This window comes from Bacillus cereus group sp. BcHK124 (genome assembly GCF_027712065.1).
GTDB lineage: Bacteria > Bacillota > Bacilli > Bacillales > Bacillaceae_G > Bacillus_A > Bacillus_A pacificus.
Genome location: NZ_JAQFPJ010000005.1, coordinates 269,970 through 286,815 on the forward strand (window position 1 = coordinate 269,970; position 16,846 = coordinate 286,815).

A 16,846-nucleotide genomic window follows, 5' to 3' on the forward strand; every position below is an offset into this window, starting at 1 on the left:
ACCCCTCCTAAGACGCTATTACTTCTTCTAACACGTTATTTAACGCTGTTTGTAATGTCTCTACACCAACACGGCCTACAAAATCATAAAACGTTTCAGCTGGTAATTTATTTTCTTTGAAATAACTTATAAATGATGCGAGTACATCAGGTAGATCCTCGCCATCTATTTTTCCTTTTAACTTTTGATTATAAGCACCACCATCTAACAGCGTTCCACCTACATATATTTCAAATGCTTCAACAATTCCTTTTTCCTTCGTTTTCATTTTTACACCTTGCAATCCAATGTCAGCAATTTGACGTTGACCACATGAATTCGGGCATCCTACCATATGAATACGAACCGGAACATCGAGTGCCATTTGTGTATCTAAGTATTCGGCAATTTTTCGTAATCTTTCTTTCGTTTCTACTAATGCAAGATTGCAATATTCAATACCAGTACAAGAAACCGCGTGACCAATAAACGATTTCGGATTTGCTGATATCGCTTCAAACAACGGCTCATTTAGCAAGCCAGTTACATTTTCTGGCGGAACATTCGGAATAATGAAGTTTTGTGAATTACATGTACGAATTTGTCCATTCCCATATTGTTTAGCAATTCTTGCAATCTCAAACATTTCTTCTGCATGTAGGCGTCCTACTGGCACATTAAAACCTACATATTTTAGTCCATCTTGTTTTTGGTCTTGGACACCATAAAAGTACCCCGCATTCCAGCCTTTAAGAGCACTTTCTCCTTTACTTTGTAATGGTCCTGTATATTCTATTAGCTTCTCTTTAAACTTCTCTGCTCCCCAGTCTGCAACAAGAAATTTCAAACGAGCTAAATGACGTTTTTCACGATATCCAAAATCACGGAATATCGTAGCAATCGCAATTGCTACCGCCTTCACTTCTTCTGGTAAAACGAATACATCTAATTCATCAGCTAAATATGGACGGGCTGATAACCCACCGCCTACTTTTATATGAAAACCAACTTTTTTCTCACCATCTATTTCTTTCGTTGCAGGTGTAAATGCAACACAGTTAATCTCTGCGTTTGCTGAATTATAAATGTTAGAACTAATAGACATTTTAAATTTACGTGGTAAGTTAGAAAATTCTTCATTATGTTGGAAATAATCATATACCTCTTTTACAATGCCAGTTGTATCAAATAGTTCATTTGCATCAATACCAGCAAGTGGATTCCCCGTAATATTACGCGTTATATCACCACACGCCCCAGCTGAAGATAACCCAACCCTTGCTAATCTTTTAAAAATATCTGGAATTTGATGAATTTCTAACCAATGAAACTGAATTGCCTGTCTTGTCGTAATATCTATTACGTCACGTCCATAATCCTCAGCGATAGAAGCAAGCACTTCTGCCTGTGCATTCGTAATAATGCCAGAAGGGATATTTACACGCATCATAAAATAACCAGCTTCCTTCGGTCTTTGTAAGTACAACCCTGCCCATTTGAATGCGTCCCACTCTTCTTTCGGAATAGATTCGAAGCCATTCTCTGCATAGTAAGGAATATCATTAAAGATTTCCAATCCATCTTTTTTTAATTTATTTTTCTCAGTTTGATTTAATTTTTCATTGTTAGCCCATACTTTTTCATAACTCATTTTTTATCCCCCCTATATAAAACTACGCTCTTGTAAGTACTTCACGATTTGTTCTGCACATTCTTCAATAGAATACTTGTGCGTTTCTACAGTTAATTCCGCTTGCTCTGGTTCCTCATACGGTGAATCGATACCTGTAAAATCTTTAATATCACCTTTTCTTGCTTTTTTATAAAGTCCTTTCGGATCACGTTTCTCACACTCTTCCATTGGACATTTTACAAACACTTCTATAAATTCATCTGCAGCTAATAGATCTCTAACTTGTTTTCGGTCTACTCGAAACGGTGAAATAAACGCTGTAAGAACAACAGTCCCTTGATCTACAAATAGCTTCGCTACTTCGCCAATTCGTCTTATATTTTCCATACGATCACTTTCAGAGAAACCTAAGTCTTTATTTAAACCGTGACGTATATTATCTCCATCAAGTACATAGTTTCCAATATTCTTTTCAAATAGTTTACGAGCAACCGCGTTCGCTACTGTAGATTTACCCGAAGCTGATAAACCAGTAAACCAAATGACAAAACTATGATGCCCATTCTTCACTCTTCTCTCATCTTTTGAAACAGAAGCTGTATGCCAAGTAATATTCGTATCCATCTCATTCTCTCCCTATTCTGTTACTACTTCTTTTTTCAAACCTTTAATTAGTACCTCTACTACCTCTCTACGACTAAATGTACTTGGCGGAACCTCACCGTTTCTTAATAGTTCTCTTACTTTCGTACCAGATAAGATGACATGATCCTCTTTTCCATGCGGGCATGTTTTCGTTGAAGCCATCGCTTCACATTTCGTGCAGTAAAAACTATGCTCAAAAAATAACGGTGTAATCCCTAACTCTTCTACTGTAAAGTTTGTAAAAATTTCTTGTGCTTCATAAGTACCGTAATAATCTCCTACTCCTGCATGATCGCGTCCTACAATAAAGTGGGTACATCCAAAATTCTTTCTGACTAATGCATGGAATATCGCTTCCCTCGGTCCTGCGTAACGCATTGCTGCAGGAAATACACTTAAAAAGACACGATCTTTCGGATAGTAGTTTTGAAGTAATACTTCATAACTTTCCATTCTTACATCAGCAGGAATATCGTCCGACTTCGTTTCCCCAACGAGCGGATTTAAAAAGAGGCCATCTACAATTTCAAGAGCAGATTTTTGAATATATTCATGAGCACGATGTACCGGATTTCTCGTCTGGAATCCAACTACTGTTTTCCAACCACGTTTTTTAAATTCTTCTCTCGTTTCAATTGGATCTAAATGATAAGAAGGAAACGGATTATTTTCAAAACGTTTCGTCAGAACAATAGCTCCTCCGACGTAAACGTTCGGTCGTTCGTATAATTTTTTCACTCCTGGATGAGCCTCATCCGTCGTTTTATACACTAGTAACGCTTCTTTTTCCTTATCAGGCACAAAAATATCTTCTATTTGAATGACACCATATACATTTCCACCGTTAACAAGTTTTACTTCCTCTCCAACTTTTAGCGTCTCTGCTACCTCTTCTGTTACTGGTAATGTAATAGGTATACTCCAAACACTTCCATTATTTAAACGAAGCGTTTCTACAACCGAATCATAATCTTTCTTTCCTAAAAAACCAGTAAGCGGGCTATATCCCCCTGTCGCTAATAGTTCTAAATCACTTAATGCAATGTTGTCTAGCCCAATTTCTTTTTCAATTTGTGATACGTCGTATGTCTCGTCTATTCGATTTATTAATTCGTTTCTTGTACTCATTTTCTATACCCTCTCTTAGCTTTATTTTCAAATTCACCTTATTGATAATGAAGGCCACATTCAGTTTTTACTTTCCCGGCCCATCTACCATCTCTTGAATCGCCACCCTCTCCTACAGGTAACGTACACTTCTCACACCCAATACTTGGATATCCAATGTCATGTAATGGGTTATACGGCAAACTATGTTTGTATACATATCGCCATACCTCTTTCCACGTCCAATGAATGAGCGGACAAACTTTAATAGATCGAAAGCGATGATCTTGATTTATAAACTTTGTATGCTTACGGGTTTCTGATTGTTCCCTCCTCAGTCCCGATATCCACGCTTTTTCATTCGCTAATGATTCTTCTAAAGGCAAAATTTTTCTAATCTTACAACAGAGATTAGGATTGCTCTCCCATAGCTTGTCACCATGCAAGTTGGCTTGTTCATCAAGTGTAAGTTCTGGTTGTTTTTCTATAATATTTAATGACGGAAATCGTTCCCGCACTTTTTGAATTAATTCATACGTTTCTTGAAAATGTACGTTTGTATCTAAAAAAACAACTTTAGCAGATGGATTTACTTGGTTAATAAGATGCAGCAGTACCATCCCTTCCACTCCGAAGCTACATGCGTATACAATTTCACTTTTATATTCTTTATAAGCCCAACTTAATACAGATAACGCGCCTTTCGTTTCATCTTCTTCTGAAAATGAAACATCATTTTCTTCCCACGTTTCATACGTCAACATGTTTTTTCCCCCTATAAAAGCAAAAAGACGGTTTTAACCTAATGAAATAGGTTAAAACCGCCTCTAGTTTTTCTAGTCAGCGCTTTTTACTTTAAACGTACTTTTTCACTTTTCTCTAATTGAATGACTTTGCCATCTTGCACAACAATTGTAATTGAACCATATTTCATATCAGCAAGCATCGCTTCAATTTTCTCAGATACTTCCTCAAAATGTTCCCGTACGCTCACGCGAACAGCCCCCCTTTTTATTCATAAAAAAAATCTTTCCCATTTCGAAAAGACTGTTCGGTAATATATTTTACCTTATCTTTCAAAATGGATTCCATTTTGCTGGATTTAGCACCTTGCTTTCTATAAGCAGGTTGCCGAGCTTCGCCGGGCCAGTTCCCTCCGCTTCTCTTGATAAGCTTTGTATTTGTATTTTATCACAATTCTGATTTTTTTCAATCCTAGTTTTCCGATATATTTTAATTATTTTATTTTATAAAAAAGGAATTGCCCATCCGAACAACTCCTTTTTCCTCATTTAAACAAGTTCTTTAATACGTATGCGATCGTTCCCAATAATATTTTCATATGTTTCGCGCTCTACAACAATTTGTGATGTACCACCTTTCGCGAAGACGACAGCTGGTCTACGAATCCGATTATAATTATTCGCCATCGAGTACCCGTATGCCCCTGTACAAGAAATTGCTAGTAAATCCGCAGAAGTAACTTTCGGTAGATTAATATCCCAAATTAACATATCTCCACTCTCGCAGCATTTCCCTGCAATCGAAACAACTTCCTCATTCTCATCATTCCCTCGATTCGCTAACATCGCTTCATAACGAGCGTTATATAAAGCAGGTCTTAAGTTATCAGTCATCCCACCATCCACTGATACATATTTCCGAATACCAGGAATGTCTTTCACAGATCCGACTGTATAAAGTGTCGTTCCGGCATCACCTACAATACTACGACCTGGTTCAACCCATATTTCTGGCAATGGATAATTACATAACGTAAATTGTTCTCTCACCGCACTTGTTACAGCTCGCACATACGTCTCAAGAGTTAATGGTGCATCGGACTCTGTGTAGCGTATTCCGAATCCTCCCCCTACATTTAGCACTTTTACTACATAGTTTGTTCGCTCTCTCACTGCTTCTAAAAATTGACGAAGAACTTCAATCGCTCGCACAAAGCCAGCCGTTTCAAATATTTGTGATCCGATATGTGAATGAATTCCTAACACGTTATAATTGGATTTTTGTAAAGCAAGCTCAATTGCTTGCATCGCTTGACCATTTGACACGCCAAATCCAAATTTTGAATCATCTTGACCTGTTGTAATATATTCATGTGTGTGCGCCTCTACTCCGGGCGTTACACGAATTAATATGTTCACAAATTTCCCATGTTGCACTGCTAAATCATGCAAAATTTCTAATTCTAAGAAGTTATCTACGACAAAACAACCAATATTCGCCTGAAGAGCCATCACAATTTCTTCATCTGTTTTGTTATTGCCATGAAAATGAATGCGCGATGCCGGAAATCCTGCTTGTAGTGCAGTATATAATTCTCCTCCAGAAACAACATCTAATGACATATTCTCTTCACGAGCTACTCGGCACATCTCCATGCACAAGAACGCCTTGCTTGCATATGCTACTTGATAAGAGAACCCACTTTCTTTAAAAGCACGATGAAACGCGCGGCACTTTCCTCGAATTGACTCTTCATCGTATACATAAAGTGGTGTTCCGTATTGTTTTGCTAGCTGCGTCGTATCGCACCCTCCAATTTCTAAGTGTCCTTGCCCATTGATTCGGCTTGTGCCGTGTAAATACATTTGAATTCCTCCCTTATTTCCTCTAAAACTCATAACCCCAATCTTCTATTCATTGCAGCACGCTTTTAGATAGACAAAAAACGCGCGGAACAATGTTCACACGCGTTTCTTATTAGGAAAAATATATATTGAAAAAATAAACGAGTTGTTATCTCCTCAAAATAAGAAACCGCATCAACATCTCCAAATAGCTCTCCATAAAATAAATCTTATGACAGTACTACATTTATTCAATGTAGTCCCAATATATGAATAAGATGGTTATTCTTATATTTCGGCAATAGTCCCTTTCAACCTATGATCACAGATCCCATTAAATCTCCCATAGCTTACTCTTTCCTATCGCGGCCTCTACCTTTGAGAGTAGATGAGGTAAGTCTATTTAATTTTCAAACATCTAATTGTTGCTATTAACAATACCAAAGGACCATTTTATTTGTCAAACAATTTTTTATATTGCTTTTTTACAGTTTAGTTTCGTATCGTTTGATAAGCGCTTTACTGAAACCTTTGTCACTTCCCATTCGCCTTCTTCGTTATTAAATGTAATCGTTACCTTCTCAAATGGTGGCGCAATTTTCCCTGCAACACGTTCATACTTTGTCACTTCAATAACTGCTTGAAATAAATATGTACCGCTATACACTTTTTTTAAACTAATAATTTTCGGGCATTGATAAGGCTTCAAGCTCCCATATTGTTTTTCGATTGCTTTATTTATTTTCGGGAATAAGACAGAATAAAGGGCATCTTCCATAAGAGGTGCATCATACTCTGCTACCGACACACTTGGTGAAGCAAAAAGTATAACACTACTGCATACTATAAAATATAATAATTTTCGCATTATAACCTCCGTATTGTTACACGATTCTTTCCGCGCACGATAATAATCATACATAGAAACTCCATTTTATTGTCTCCTACTGCCCTTTTTCTACTCAATTGTTATAAAAAAGTCCACAACTCTCTTTTATTTTCGTATAATGATACTCATAGTATAATAAACATAATAATAAAGGACTGTTCGTATATATAAAATGAGGCGCTAATCAAATAGGCCCACAAGAACCGTCATGCTTTTTAGGAGAGGAGTATATTATGCTACAACGTCTGTTTCCAAAACTGCGATTCGCACTCGTTGCAGTCGTTTTATTATGGATAAAAACATATATTGTGTACAAGCTAGCGTTTGATATTAAAATTGATAATTTCTTTGAAGAATTTATGCTTTTTATTAATCCACTAGCTGCGTTACTTTTATTTTTCGGTTTTGCTTTATTTGCATCTAAACACCGAAATCGCATTATAGTTGGAATTAGTTTTATACTATCATTCATTTTATTTGGAAATGCAATGTTTTATGGGTTTTATAACGATTTCGTTACGTTCCCAGTATTATTTCAAACAAATAATATGGCTGATTTAGGGACGAGTATAAAAGAACTCTTTACGTATAAAACATTACTGTTATTCGCAGATGCGATCATCTTAATGTTTCTTTCGCGTAAATTCCCATCATTTTGCGACAAAACGCCGCTTTCTCGCTCTGAAAAGAGAACTTTCTTTAGCGGTGTAACAGCTCTATTAGCACTACAAATTGTTGTTTCCATTATTTATAAACCACAAATGTTCTCACGCTCGTTTGACCGTCAAACTGTCGTGAAAAATTTAGGGTTATACACATATCATCTATTTGATATTACACTTCAATCTAAATCTTCAGCTGAACGTGTATTTGCGAGTGGGGACGGGTTCTCTGAAATTAAAAACTATACAGACTCAAAAGATAAGCAAGTTGATAAAAACTTATTTGGAGCTGCAAAAGGTAAAAATGTAATTTTGATTTCAATGGAATCTACACAAAGTTTTGTTATTAATAAAAAAATAAATGGAAAAGAAATTACTCCATTTTTAAATGCATTTATTAAAGATAGTTTTTATTTCGATAACTTCTATCATCAAACAGGGCAAGGTAAAACTTCTGACGCTGAATTTATCGTTGAAAATTCACTTTATCCGTTAGACCGCGGTTCTGTATTCTTTACTCATGCAACAAATGAATATACAGCTACACCAGAACAATTAAAGAAATACGGATATTCTTCTGCTGTCTTCCATTCAAACGATAAAACGTTTTGGAATCGTGATGTAATGTACCCTGCACTTGGATATGATCGTTACTTTAATTTAAATGATTATGTTGGCACAGAACAAATGTCTGTCGGTTGGGGGTTAAAAGATAAAGAGTTCTTTGAACAATCTATTCCAAAGCTAAAATCTTTACCACAGCCGTTCTATACAAAATTCATTACTTTAACAAACCATTTTCCATTCCTTCTAAATCCAGAAGATCAATATGTTGATGAGTTTAATTCAGAAAGTGGTGTTGTAAACCGTTACTTCCCAACTGTTCGTTACACGGATGAAGCTCTTAAACAATTTATTAAACAATTAAAAGAAGAAGGACTGTATGATAATTCCATTATTGTCATTTATGGAGATCATTACGGTATTTCTGAAAACCATAACGCAGCTATGGCTCAATTCCTTGGGAAAGACGCTATTACACCATTTGATTCTATGCAATTACAACGCGTCCCTCTCATCATTCACGTGCCTGGTCAAGAAGGAAAAGTCATTTCTAAAGTGTCTGGTCAAATTGATATTAAACCAACGCTACTTCATTTACTTGGTATTAAAACAAATCAATCAGTTGAATTTGGAACTGACCTATTTATTAAAGAAAAAGACCCTCTTATGGTAATGCGTGATGGTAGCTTCGTTTCGGAAGATTATGTTTATACAAAAAACATGTGCTATAAACGAAACACAGGTGAAGAAGCAGACATCTCATTATGTCAACCGAATATTGAAAAAGCAAAAACGGAATTGAAACTTTCCGACAAACTCATTTATGGAGATTTGTTACGTTTCGATCCTAACAATCGGTATAAAACTGGAACTATGACAACGAACTTTGAATAATACACGAAGCAACTTTATAAAAGTTGCTTCTTTTTTCACTTATTTTTCAAATCATTCTTCTATGAAATCTTTCACAAATTGGGAATTTCTTTCGTATGAAGAAGAAATTTATGGTATGATAAAATAAGTAAACTTTCATAAACTAATTAAGAATTTATTACAGAAAGCAAGGGATCAGATTTTGTATAGAGCAGCTATTCCAAACTTATTTACGCTCGGAAATTTATATAGTGGATTCTTGTCAATCGGCTATGCATCTTTAGGATATTATAAATCAGCTGCTATTTTAGTACTTATCGGGATGATGTTAGATAGTCTTGATGGGCGTGTTGCTCGTTTATTACGTGTTGATTCACAAATGGGAAAAGAGCTTGACTCGCTTGCGGATGTCGTAACATTTGGTGCAGCACCTGCTGTTCTCATGTATTACACATCTTTCTCTAATTATGGAATCATCGGACTATACATAGCGGGGCTATTCCCTCTTTTCGGAGCATATCGTTTAGCACGATTTAATGTAACACCATCTTCTACTTCAATGAAATACTTCACTGGGGTACCGATTACAGCAGCGGGAGGGCTTGTTGCTTTCTTAACATTATTTTCACATACCATTCCAAAAATCGTTCTTATTACAGTATTTGTAACGTTCGCATTTTTAATGGTGAGCCGCATTCGTATCCCAAGTTTAAAAGATGTACCAATTCCACGATATAGCATCATTATTACACTATTTTTAGTGGGCATCATTATCACAATGTACCAAACAGGATTCGGTAATTTTTCTGTTTTCTTATTCATTGCTATTCCACTATATATTTTGTACATGCTATCTCAATTCCTTAGACAACGACCATCAAAAAGAGCAAATAAAGAAAAATAAAAAGAAACCTTCCGATTCCGGAAGGTTTCTTTTTATTTTGTAACGAATACTTTTTGATTGACAGGCGTTACAGGTTCTTCGCCATTTAATACAGCTAAAATATTTCTTACCGCCGTTTCGGCCATCGCATCACGCGTTTCGAATGTTGCATTTCCTACGTGAGGAGCAAGTACCACATTCTTTAATCCTTTTAGCTCTTCAGTAATTTTCGGTTCAAATTCAAACACGTCAAGAGCTGCCCCTTCAATTTCATTCGTTTTTAAAGCATGAGCAAGTGCCGCTTCATGCATAATTGGTCCACGTGAAGCATTTATAATATACGCTGTTTTCTTCATCATTTTGAACTGTTCCTCATCAATCATATGATGCAATTTCGGATTATACGCACAGTTAATTGTAATAAAGTCTGCTGTTTGTAATAATTCTTCCAATGTTACATATGTTGCTTCCAGTTCACTTTCAGCTTCGGGCTTTCGATTTGGTCCTGTATATAAAACATTCATTCCAAACGCTTTTGCACGCTTTGCAACTGCCTTTCCAATTTCTCCAAGGCCGATAATTCCAATTGTCTTACCATGTACTTCGCGGCCTAAGAAAAATAATGGAGCCCATCCGTTAAATCCAGTTGTACGGCATAGCGTATCACCTTCAGGAATTCTACGTGCAGCTGCTAAAAGAAGTGCAAATGTTAATTCCGCTGTCGCTTCCGTTGATACTTTCGGTGTATTCGTTACCGCAATCCCTTTTTCTCCGGCATATGAGTAATCAATATTATCGTAACCAGCACCGTAGTTTGCAACAATCTTTAAATTAGGTGCCGCATCAATCACTTCTTTTGTCACCTTTGTAGAAAGTAAGCTTAACAATGCATCTTTATCTTTTACACGTTCTGTTAATTCATCTAAAGAAATTAACTCCTCTTTATCATACATTTCTACATCATGATCTTTTAATAGTTCTAATCCGATTGCTGGAATTTTTCCTGCTACTAATATTTTTGCCACTATACTAACACCTCTTCTATACAAAATAGGATAGCTCTTATCTTTCATTGTAAGAAATCCACATATAAAAACCAAGGAATTTGATTATAGTTTTGAAAATCGACACTTTTCCATAAAAAAAGAGGAGATGCAAGTCTCCCCTCTTTTTACGCTTTTTCTTGCGATTGTTTTCCAAGCTTCACATCAATTGTTCCTTCTGCAACTGTATCACTAATTTGCTCCTCAATCACTGATTGAGATGTAGCATTCGTATCAGAAGTATACGCTTGTTGCTGTGCATCTTGTACATTTTGTTTATTTTGTTGTTTCACCATTTCTTTACCCTCCTTTTTATTCTTTCTTATTTTGAACAAAAAGATGGGTTTTCATGAAAAAATCATGATCATTTTGAAATTGTTACTTCTTCTAGTAATCTCATCGTTCGGACTCGTTTCGTAAATGTAGCTAAGTGAGCAATATCATGATTACGTAACGTCTTTATATTCTCTTCCACATATTTCCCTAAATCATTCGGATAATGAGCATCTGAAGAAAGTGTAATCGGAACTTCGTGTTTAGCTAATACTTGTAAATATAGCGGACTCGGACACATTTCGCGCACAGGATAGCGATAGTACAATCCCGCATTTATTTCCGTTGCTGTATTTGTTTCTACTAATGCACGCGCAATTTTCTTATAATAAGAAATTTGTTCATTCTCATCTAACCGATAATTAAATACTTTTATGTTGTCAAGATGAGCAATAATATCAAATAACTCAGAACGAACTGCGCACTCAACCGTTTTGAAAAACGTATCATATAAAGCATATAAGTCATGTTCCTTAAAATATTCTTTCGTATCTGGATTATCAAATCCCCAGCCATTTAAAAAATGAACAGAACCAATTACATAATCAAAATCTCCTAATGCAAGTAAAGATTGTAATTGTTGTTCACCACCAATAAAATAATCTGCTTCAATTCCAAGTTTAAGCGTAACACCTCTTTTACTCCACCGTTCTTTCGCCTCTTCAATTGCCTTTGTAAAATCATGTAGTGAAGCTACCCTTACTTGGTCTAACCATTCCTTTTGTAAACGTCCAAGCCCCGAATCACTAATATCAACATATTTTTCATAGTATTCTTTCGCTTCATAAAAACGGTATAAATGATCGACAATACCAACTTCTTTTATCCCTTTTCGCAAAGCTTCTTCTAAATATAAATCAATCCATTTCGTTGTAAATGGTCCTTCATTCACACGTCTTTGCAGGCGTTCTTGTGTTTTCACAAGCCATTCCATAGAATGTTTTTCTTCTTTTAGCGGTTCATAATGTTGTAATGATTCATTTATTTTAGCTAGCCATCCTATTGAATATGGCCCTTCTTCTAAATGAATGTGATAATCCACCTTCATACGTATTCCCCCTATAATGTATCTATTTCTCTTCTGTCCCCTACTCTCGAAAGCTTCCCATTTCTTTCTGTCACTTCCTCCATAATATCTTCTAATGATATATTTTTTTCGGCTAATAACACGAAGCAGTGATACAATACATCAACCATTTCTTTCACTAGCTCTTCGTTATCATTATTTTTGGATGCAATAATTACTTCCGTACATTCCTCACCAATTTTCTTTAAAATTTTATCTTCTCCTTTTGAAAACAAGTAATTTGTATATGATTCAGGAAGTGGATTTCTCTTTCGTTCTTTAATTGTTTCAAATAGTAATGTAAAGGCGTTTTTCATATGTATCCCCCTATATAATTTTGTAATGAAAACATGTTTTTTCTCCCGTATGACATGCAGGTCCTACTTGCTTTACGACAACAACAATTGAATCTTGATCACAATCTAAATAAAGAGATTGCACATGTTGGACATTACCTGATGTTTCTCCTTTATTCCATAACGACCTTCTTGAACGAGAATAAAACCATGTTCTTTTCGTTTCTATTGTTTTTTCATATGCCTCTTCATTCATATAAGCTAGCATTAAAACTTCTTTTGTATCTTCTTCAATTACAACTGCTGGTAATAGTCCTTTTGAAAAGTTAGGTTTCATAGCCGCACCTCAACATTTGCATTTCTTAACTTTCTCTTTACGTCCCCTATTGTCGCCTCACCGTAATGAAAGATTGATGCCGCTAATGCTGCATCAACTGCTGTCTTTTGAAACACTTCTATAATGTGATCAGCATGACCGCACCCGCCTGACGCGATGACAGGTACGGAAACACTTTTTGAAATTTCTTCTGTTAAACGAAGGTCATATCCGTTTTTCGTTCCGTCTGCATCCATACTCGTTAATAAAATTTCGCCTGCGCCTAGCTCTGTAACGCGCTTTGCCCACCTGATTGCATCCATTCCCGTATCAACTCTTCCGCCGTTCACATATACATTCCACTTACCCTCCGCTACTTTTCTAGCATCAATTGCGACGACAATACATTGTGAGCCAAAATGCTCTGCCCCTTCTCCGATTAATTTTGGATTTCGCACTGCTGCTGAGTTAATTGAAACTTTATCTGCTCCAGCTCTTAGTAAATTGTACATATCTTTCACATTTGAAATTCCTCCGCCAACTGTAAGAGGAATAAATACTTTTGAAGCCGTTTTTTCTACAACATCTACAATCGTTTTTCGTCCTTCATGAGTTGCCGTAATATCTAAAAATACTATTTCATCTGCTCCCGCATCATTATATAAAGCTGCTATTTCAACAGGATCCCCGACATCTTGTAGTCCTATAAAATTTACACCCTTTACGACTCGCCCTTCTTTCACATCTAGACATGGAATAACACGTTTTGCTAACATAACTTTGTTACCTCTAGCACTTCTTCTAAATCAATCGTTTTCTCGTAAAGAGCCTTACCAATTATGACGCCGTATATGTTCATATCATTTAACTTTTTCACATCTTGAATAGATGCAATTCCTCCAGAAGCAATAAGTCGAGTAGAAACGCTTTTTTGTAGTAACTCCAATTGTGCTATATTCGGTCCTGCAAGTGTCCCGTCTTTCGAAATGTCTGTAAATACAATTGTTTGAACACCTATATTCTCCATTTGTTTTGCTAAATCAATGTAAGAAATTTCAGATACATCAAGCCAGCCTCTCGTTGCGACGAAACCATTTTTCGCATCAATTCCGACGATGATTTTTTCTTTATATAGAAAAACTGCTTCTTCTAAAAATGGCTTATCATAAAGAGCAGCTGTTCCTAAAATCACTTTATCTACCCCTACTGAAAATAACTTCTCTACGGCTACAAGTGATCGAATTCCTCCGCCAACTTGCACTGGAATACGTACTGCCTTGCAAATTCTTTCAATGACGGACAAGTTTAACGATTCACCAGCAACTGCACCATCTAAATCAACAATGTGCAACCGTTTCGCTCCAAATGTTTCAAATATAATCGCTTGCGCAACCGGATCTTCATTCATTACTGTTTCTTTACTAAATTCCCCTTGATACAGTCTAACGCATCGTCCCTTTTTTAAATCGATAGCTGGGAAGATTTCCATGATTCTACCACTCCTTTAAAATTTTTCAACATTTGCATGCCTATATCACCACTTTTTTCAGGATGAAACTGTGCGCCATATATATTTTCTTTTGCTACAAAACCAGGTACTTTCACTCCATAATCACTTATTCCATACACAATTTCATTTGGACAATCTGCGTAATAAGAGTGGACATAATATACGAAAGAACCGTCCTCTACTCCATTCCAAAGCGCTATTTCTCCTTCTTTCTTTAACTCATTCCATCCCATATGAGGAATTTTATAAGGAACCTTTAGCTTTCGAATAACGCCTGGCAATAAACTTAGCCCGTTACAGCCTTGTAGTTCCTCACTTTTTTCAAATAAAAGCTGCATTCCTAGGCAAATACCTAGAAGTGGTTTTCTTGAACGCCCGATTTCTTGTAACACACGCACTAAATCTTTTTCTTCCAATACATCCATCGCTTTTGGAAATGCACCTACTCCTGGTAAAATCACTCCATCACTTCTAAAAATCTCTTCTTTATCACTCGTTACAATGTACGCTGCTCCAATATGCTTTAATGCTTGTTCTACACTACGAATATTTCCCATTCCATAATCTATAATGGCAATCAATTACAACATCCCTTTCGTTGAATTTACACCAGTAATGTTGGCATTTCTTTCGACTGCTTCTCTAAGCGCTCTACCAAACGCTTTAAATAAGGCTTCAATTTTGTGATGTGTATTACTTCCGTATAAAATACGAGCATGTAATGTAATATTGGCAGCATGAGCAACTGCTCTAAAAAATTCTTCCGTTAGTTCTGTATCAAAATCCCCAAGCTTCGGATTCGTTAATTCTCCTTGAAATACAATATATGAGCGTCCACTTATATCAATTGCAACAAAGCCTAAAGACTCATCCATCGGTACATATGCTGAGCCGTACCTGTTAATCCCCTCTTTACTGTGCAATGCTTCTTTCAAACAATTTCCGAGTACAATTCCAACATCCTCAACTGTATGATGCGCATCAACGAATACATCGCCTTCTGCCTCCACTTGCAAACCGAATCTTCCATGCCTTGCAAATAAAGTTAGCATATGATCAAAAAAACCAACTCCCGTTCGTACAGAAACGTTCTTCCCATCATCAAGCTGTAAACTTAATTTTATTTTTGTCTCTGTCGTCTCACGTATTTGACTAGACTCACGCATTATTCTTCCTCCTCAAATCTTATTTGAATTGCTCTCGCATGCGCATGTAATCCTTCTTTATTGGCAAGCTCTACAATATGATGTTGGACATCTCTTAATGCTTCCTCCGTATAAGACAGAAAGCTTGATTTTTTCACAAAATCATCGACTGATAACGGTGAGAAAAACCTTGCCGTTCCACTTGTCGGTAACACGTGATTCGGTCCTGCTAAATAATCCCCGAGCGGTTCTGGTGCATATGGTCCAAGAAAGATAGATCCTGCATGTTTCACATAAGCTAAAGCATTCATCGGTTCTTTTATATGTAACTCTAAATGTTCCGGGGCAATTTCATTCGATAACTGTAGTGCCTCATCTATAGAAGGAACGATAAAAATGGCTCCATTTCTATTTATTGATTCACGTGCAATTTCGCTTCTTGGTAATGTTTCTAACTGCCTTTCTATCTCTTTTTCTACTTCTTTTGCTAACTCTATATTTGTTGTAATACAAATCGCTGTCGCTCTCTCGTCATGTTCTGCTTGTGATAATAAATCAGCCGCAATATATTTTGCATTGCCGGTTTCATCCGCAATAACTACAATTTCTGACGGTCCAGCAATCATATCGATATTTACTATTCCATATACCTCTCGTTTCGCTAGAGCGACGTACAAATTTCCTGGTCCAACTATTTTATCCACTTTCAGAATCGATTCCGTACCGTATGCTAAAGCAGCAATTGCTTGCGCACCACCTATCGTATAAATTTCATCTACTCCCGCAAGGCTTGCAGCAACTAAAATATGTGGATCAATTCCTCCTTCTCTTGGCGGTGTTACCATTACAATCTTTTTCACACCAGCGAGTTTTGCTGGCAATACATTCATTAATACTGACGAAGGATACGAAGCAGTTCCGCCTGGCACATATACGCCTACATTCTCTAACGGCCGAATGATTTGCCCTCTAATGATGCCTTCACTCGCACAATCGAACATCGATTGTCTTTTTTGCTTTTCATGGTACGAAATAATGTTTTTCTTCGCCTCTTGTAACGCTTCTAAAAATGAATTCTCTACAAACATACTCGCTCGTTTTTCTTCTTCTTCACTTACACGAAACTCTTTTATCTTTACACCATCAAACTTTTTTGTATAAAAAGATAAGGCCTCATCCCCACTCTCCCTTACATTTCGAACAATTTCGCTTACATTTCTTTGAACAGTTTCTTCTATTATGTTAGCGTTTTCTCGTAGCAATTTTATTTTCGATAACGCCTTTTGAAAATCTTCAAAAACGATCTCCATTACA

19 protein-coding genes and 2 riboswitches are annotated in these 16,846 nt (G+C 36.4%); of the genes, 2 read left to right on the forward strand and 17 right to left on the reverse strand.

Annotated elements, in window-relative coordinates:
• Nucleotides 1–7: 7 nt before the first annotated feature.
• The 7 genes from PDK19_RS11265 to PDK19_RS11295 all read right to left on the reverse strand — a co-directional run bounded on the left by PDK19_RS11265 (nt 8) and on the right by PDK19_RS11295 (nt 6,874).
• Nucleotides 8–1,630, reverse strand: coding sequence for a nitrite/sulfite reductase (locus PDK19_RS11265; protein WP_000119632.1), 1,623 nt, complete (start codon nt 1,628–1,630; stop codon nt 8–10).
• Between the two features lie 12 nt (nt 1,631–1,642).
• Nucleotides 1,643–2,236 (reverse strand): adenylyl-sulfate kinase, encoded by a 594-nt coding sequence (gene cysC / locus PDK19_RS11270; protein ID WP_000380511.1) that lies wholly within the window; start codon nt 2,234–2,236, stop codon nt 1,643–1,645.
• 12 nt (nt 2,237–2,248) lie between these two features.
• Complete coding sequence (gene sat / locus PDK19_RS11275; protein ID WP_049111560.1) at nt 2,249–3,385, reverse strand: sulfate adenylyltransferase; 1,137 nt, start codon at nt 3,383–3,385, stop codon at nt 2,249–2,251.
• Nucleotides 3,386–3,423: 38 nt separating this feature from the next.
• Nucleotides 3,424–4,128: a phosphoadenylyl-sulfate reductase gene (gene cysH / locus PDK19_RS11280; RefSeq protein WP_000958989.1), complete on the reverse strand. Its 705-nt coding sequence runs from the start codon at nt 4,126–4,128 to the stop codon at nt 3,424–3,426.
• 86 nt (nt 4,129–4,214) lie between these two features.
• A complete protein-coding gene (locus PDK19_RS11285) occupies nt 4,215–4,358 on the reverse strand; it encodes a YezD family protein (RefSeq protein ID WP_000116161.1) in 144 nt (47 codons plus the stop codon).
• Between the two features lie 72 nt (nt 4,359–4,430).
• A riboswitch (SAM riboswitch) is annotated at nt 4,431–4,539 on the reverse strand.
• Between the two features lie 117 nt (nt 4,540–4,656).
• Nucleotides 4,657–5,973 (reverse strand): diaminopimelate decarboxylase, encoded by a 1,317-nt coding sequence (gene lysA, locus PDK19_RS11290; protein ID WP_049111562.1) that lies wholly within the window; start codon nt 5,971–5,973, stop codon nt 4,657–4,659.
• Nucleotides 5,974–6,153: 180 nt separating this feature from the next.
• Nucleotides 6,154–6,335, reverse strand: a riboswitch (Lysine riboswitch).
• Between the two features lie 89 nt (nt 6,336–6,424).
• Nucleotides 6,425–6,874: a DUF3888 domain-containing protein gene (locus PDK19_RS11295; RefSeq protein ID WP_049111564.1), complete on the reverse strand. Its 450-nt coding sequence runs from the start codon at nt 6,872–6,874 to the stop codon at nt 6,425–6,427.
• A 200-nt stretch (nt 6,875–7,074) separates the two neighbouring features.
• Here PDK19_RS11295 and PDK19_RS11300 point away from each other — a divergent pair, with 200 nt between their 5' ends.
• Both PDK19_RS11300 and pssA read left to right on the forward strand, forming a co-directional pair.
• Nucleotides 7,075–8,961, forward strand: a complete 1,887-nt coding sequence (locus PDK19_RS11300) for an LTA synthase family protein (RefSeq protein ID WP_000941720.1) — start codon at nt 7,075–7,077, stop codon at nt 8,959–8,961.
• Nucleotides 8,962–9,142: 181 nt separating this feature from the next.
• On the forward strand, nt 9,143–9,844 hold the full coding sequence (gene pssA / locus PDK19_RS11305; protein ID WP_000285422.1) for a CDP-diacylglycerol--serine O-phosphatidyltransferase: 702 nt from the start codon (nt 9,143–9,145) through the stop codon (nt 9,842–9,844).
• A gap of 32 nt (nt 9,845–9,876) precedes the next feature.
• On the opposite strand, the gene PDK19_RS11310 is transcribed toward pssA, so the two are convergent.
• From PDK19_RS11310 to hisD, 10 genes are all read right to left on the reverse strand, one after another.
• Nucleotides 9,877–10,848 (reverse strand): 2-hydroxyacid dehydrogenase family protein, encoded by a 972-nt coding sequence (locus PDK19_RS11310; protein WP_001062826.1) that lies wholly within the window; start codon nt 10,846–10,848, stop codon nt 9,877–9,879.
• Nucleotides 10,849–10,994: 146 nt separating this feature from the next.
• Nucleotides 10,995–11,162, reverse strand: coding sequence for a DUF4025 domain-containing protein (locus PDK19_RS11315; protein ID WP_000240694.1), 168 nt, complete (start codon nt 11,160–11,162; stop codon nt 10,995–10,997).
• A 68-nt stretch (nt 11,163–11,230) separates the two neighbouring features.
• Nucleotides 11,231–12,247, reverse strand: coding sequence for a histidinol phosphate phosphatase domain-containing protein (locus PDK19_RS11320; protein WP_000861821.1), 1,017 nt, complete (start codon nt 12,245–12,247; stop codon nt 11,231–11,233).
• A gap of 11 nt (nt 12,248–12,258) precedes the next feature.
• Complete coding sequence (gene hisI / locus PDK19_RS11325) at nt 12,259–12,582, reverse strand: phosphoribosyl-ATP pyrophosphatase (protein ID WP_000786130.1); 324 nt, start codon at nt 12,580–12,582, stop codon at nt 12,259–12,261.
• 10 nt (nt 12,583–12,592) lie between these two features.
• Nucleotides 12,593–12,898, reverse strand: a complete 306-nt coding sequence (gene hisI, locus PDK19_RS11330) for a phosphoribosyl-AMP cyclohydrolase (RefSeq protein WP_000803969.1) — start codon at nt 12,896–12,898, stop codon at nt 12,593–12,595.
• The gene (gene hisF / locus PDK19_RS11335; protein WP_000880230.1) at nt 12,895–13,653 is read right to left on the reverse strand and encodes an imidazoleglycerol phosphate synthase cyclase subunit; all 759 of its coding nucleotides are present in this window, start codon (nt 13,651–13,653) and stop codon (nt 12,895–12,897) included. The genes hisI (PDK19_RS11330) and hisF overlap by 4 nt, the downstream gene beginning before the upstream one ends.
• Nucleotides 13,647–14,366: a 1-(5-phosphoribosyl)-5-[(5-phosphoribosylamino)methylideneamino]imidazole-4-carboxamide isomerase gene (gene hisA, locus PDK19_RS11340; RefSeq protein WP_000402315.1), complete on the reverse strand. Its 720-nt coding sequence runs from the start codon at nt 14,364–14,366 to the stop codon at nt 13,647–13,649. The genes hisF and hisA overlap by 7 nt, the downstream gene beginning before the upstream one ends.
• Nucleotides 14,339–14,968 (reverse strand): imidazole glycerol phosphate synthase subunit HisH, encoded by a 630-nt coding sequence (gene hisH, locus PDK19_RS11345; RefSeq protein ID WP_000560335.1) that lies wholly within the window; start codon nt 14,966–14,968, stop codon nt 14,339–14,341. Before hisH ends, hisA begins: the two co-directional genes overlap by 28 nt.
• Entirely contained in the window at nt 14,969–15,553 is a 585-nt protein-coding gene (gene hisB / locus PDK19_RS11350) for an imidazoleglycerol-phosphate dehydratase HisB (RefSeq protein ID WP_001209290.1), read from the reverse strand.
• Entirely contained in the window at nt 15,553–16,842 is a 1,290-nt protein-coding gene (gene hisD, locus PDK19_RS11355; RefSeq protein ID WP_270707103.1) for a histidinol dehydrogenase, read from the reverse strand. The genes hisB and hisD overlap by 1 nt, the downstream gene beginning before the upstream one ends.
• Between the last annotated feature and the right edge of the window lie 4 nt (nt 16,843–16,846).

Bases quoted from the DNA above. Each gene is read 5' to 3' on its own strand.
- PDK19_RS11265 (WP_000119632.1), bottom strand. From the start codon at position 1,630: ATGAGTTATGAAAAAGTATGGGCTAACAATGAAAAATTAAATCAAACT.
- cysC (WP_000380511.1), bottom strand. From the start codon at position 2,236: ATGGATACGAATATTACTTGGCATACAGCTTCTGTTTCAAAAGATGAG.
- sat (WP_049111560.1), bottom strand. From the start codon at position 3,385: ATGAGTACAAGAAACGAATTAATAAATCGAATAGACGAGACATACGAC.
- cysH (WP_000958989.1), bottom strand. From the start codon at position 4,128: ATGTTGACGTATGAAACGTGGGAAGAAAATGATGTTTCATTTTCAGAA.
- lysA (WP_049111562.1), bottom strand. From the start codon at position 5,973: ATGTATTTACACGGCACAAGCCGAATCAATGGGCAAGGACACTTAGAA.
- PDK19_RS11295 (WP_049111564.1), bottom strand. From the start codon at position 6,874: ATGTATGATTATTATCGTGCGCGGAAAGAATCGTGTAACAATACGGAG.
- PDK19_RS11300 (WP_000941720.1), top strand. From the start codon at position 7,075: ATGCTACAACGTCTGTTTCCAAAACTGCGATTCGCACTCGTTGCAGTC.
- PDK19_RS11315 (WP_000240694.1), bottom strand. From the start codon at position 11,162: ATGGTGAAACAACAAAATAAACAAAATGTACAAGATGCACAGCAACAA.
- PDK19_RS11320 (WP_000861821.1), bottom strand. From the start codon at position 12,247: ATGAAGGTGGATTATCACATTCATTTAGAAGAAGGGCCATATTCAATA.
- hisI (WP_000786130.1), bottom strand. From the start codon at position 12,582: ATGAAAAACGCCTTTACATTACTATTTGAAACAATTAAAGAACGAAAG.
- hisI (WP_000803969.1), bottom strand. From the start codon at position 12,898: ATGAAACCTAACTTTTCAAAAGGACTATTACCAGCAGTTGTAATTGAA.
- hisF (WP_000880230.1), bottom strand. From the start codon at position 13,653: ATGTTAGCAAAACGTGTTATTCCATGTCTAGATGTGAAAGAAGGGCGA.
- hisA (WP_000402315.1), bottom strand. From the start codon at position 14,366: ATGGAAATCTTCCCAGCTATCGATTTAAAAAAGGGACGATGCGTTAGA.
- hisB (WP_001209290.1), bottom strand. From the start codon at position 15,553: ATGCGTGAGTCTAGTCAAATACGTGAGACGACAGAGACAAAAATAAAA.
- hisD (WP_270707103.1), bottom strand. From the start codon at position 16,842: ATGGAGATCGTTTTTGAAGATTTTCAAAAGGCGTTATCGAAAATAAAA.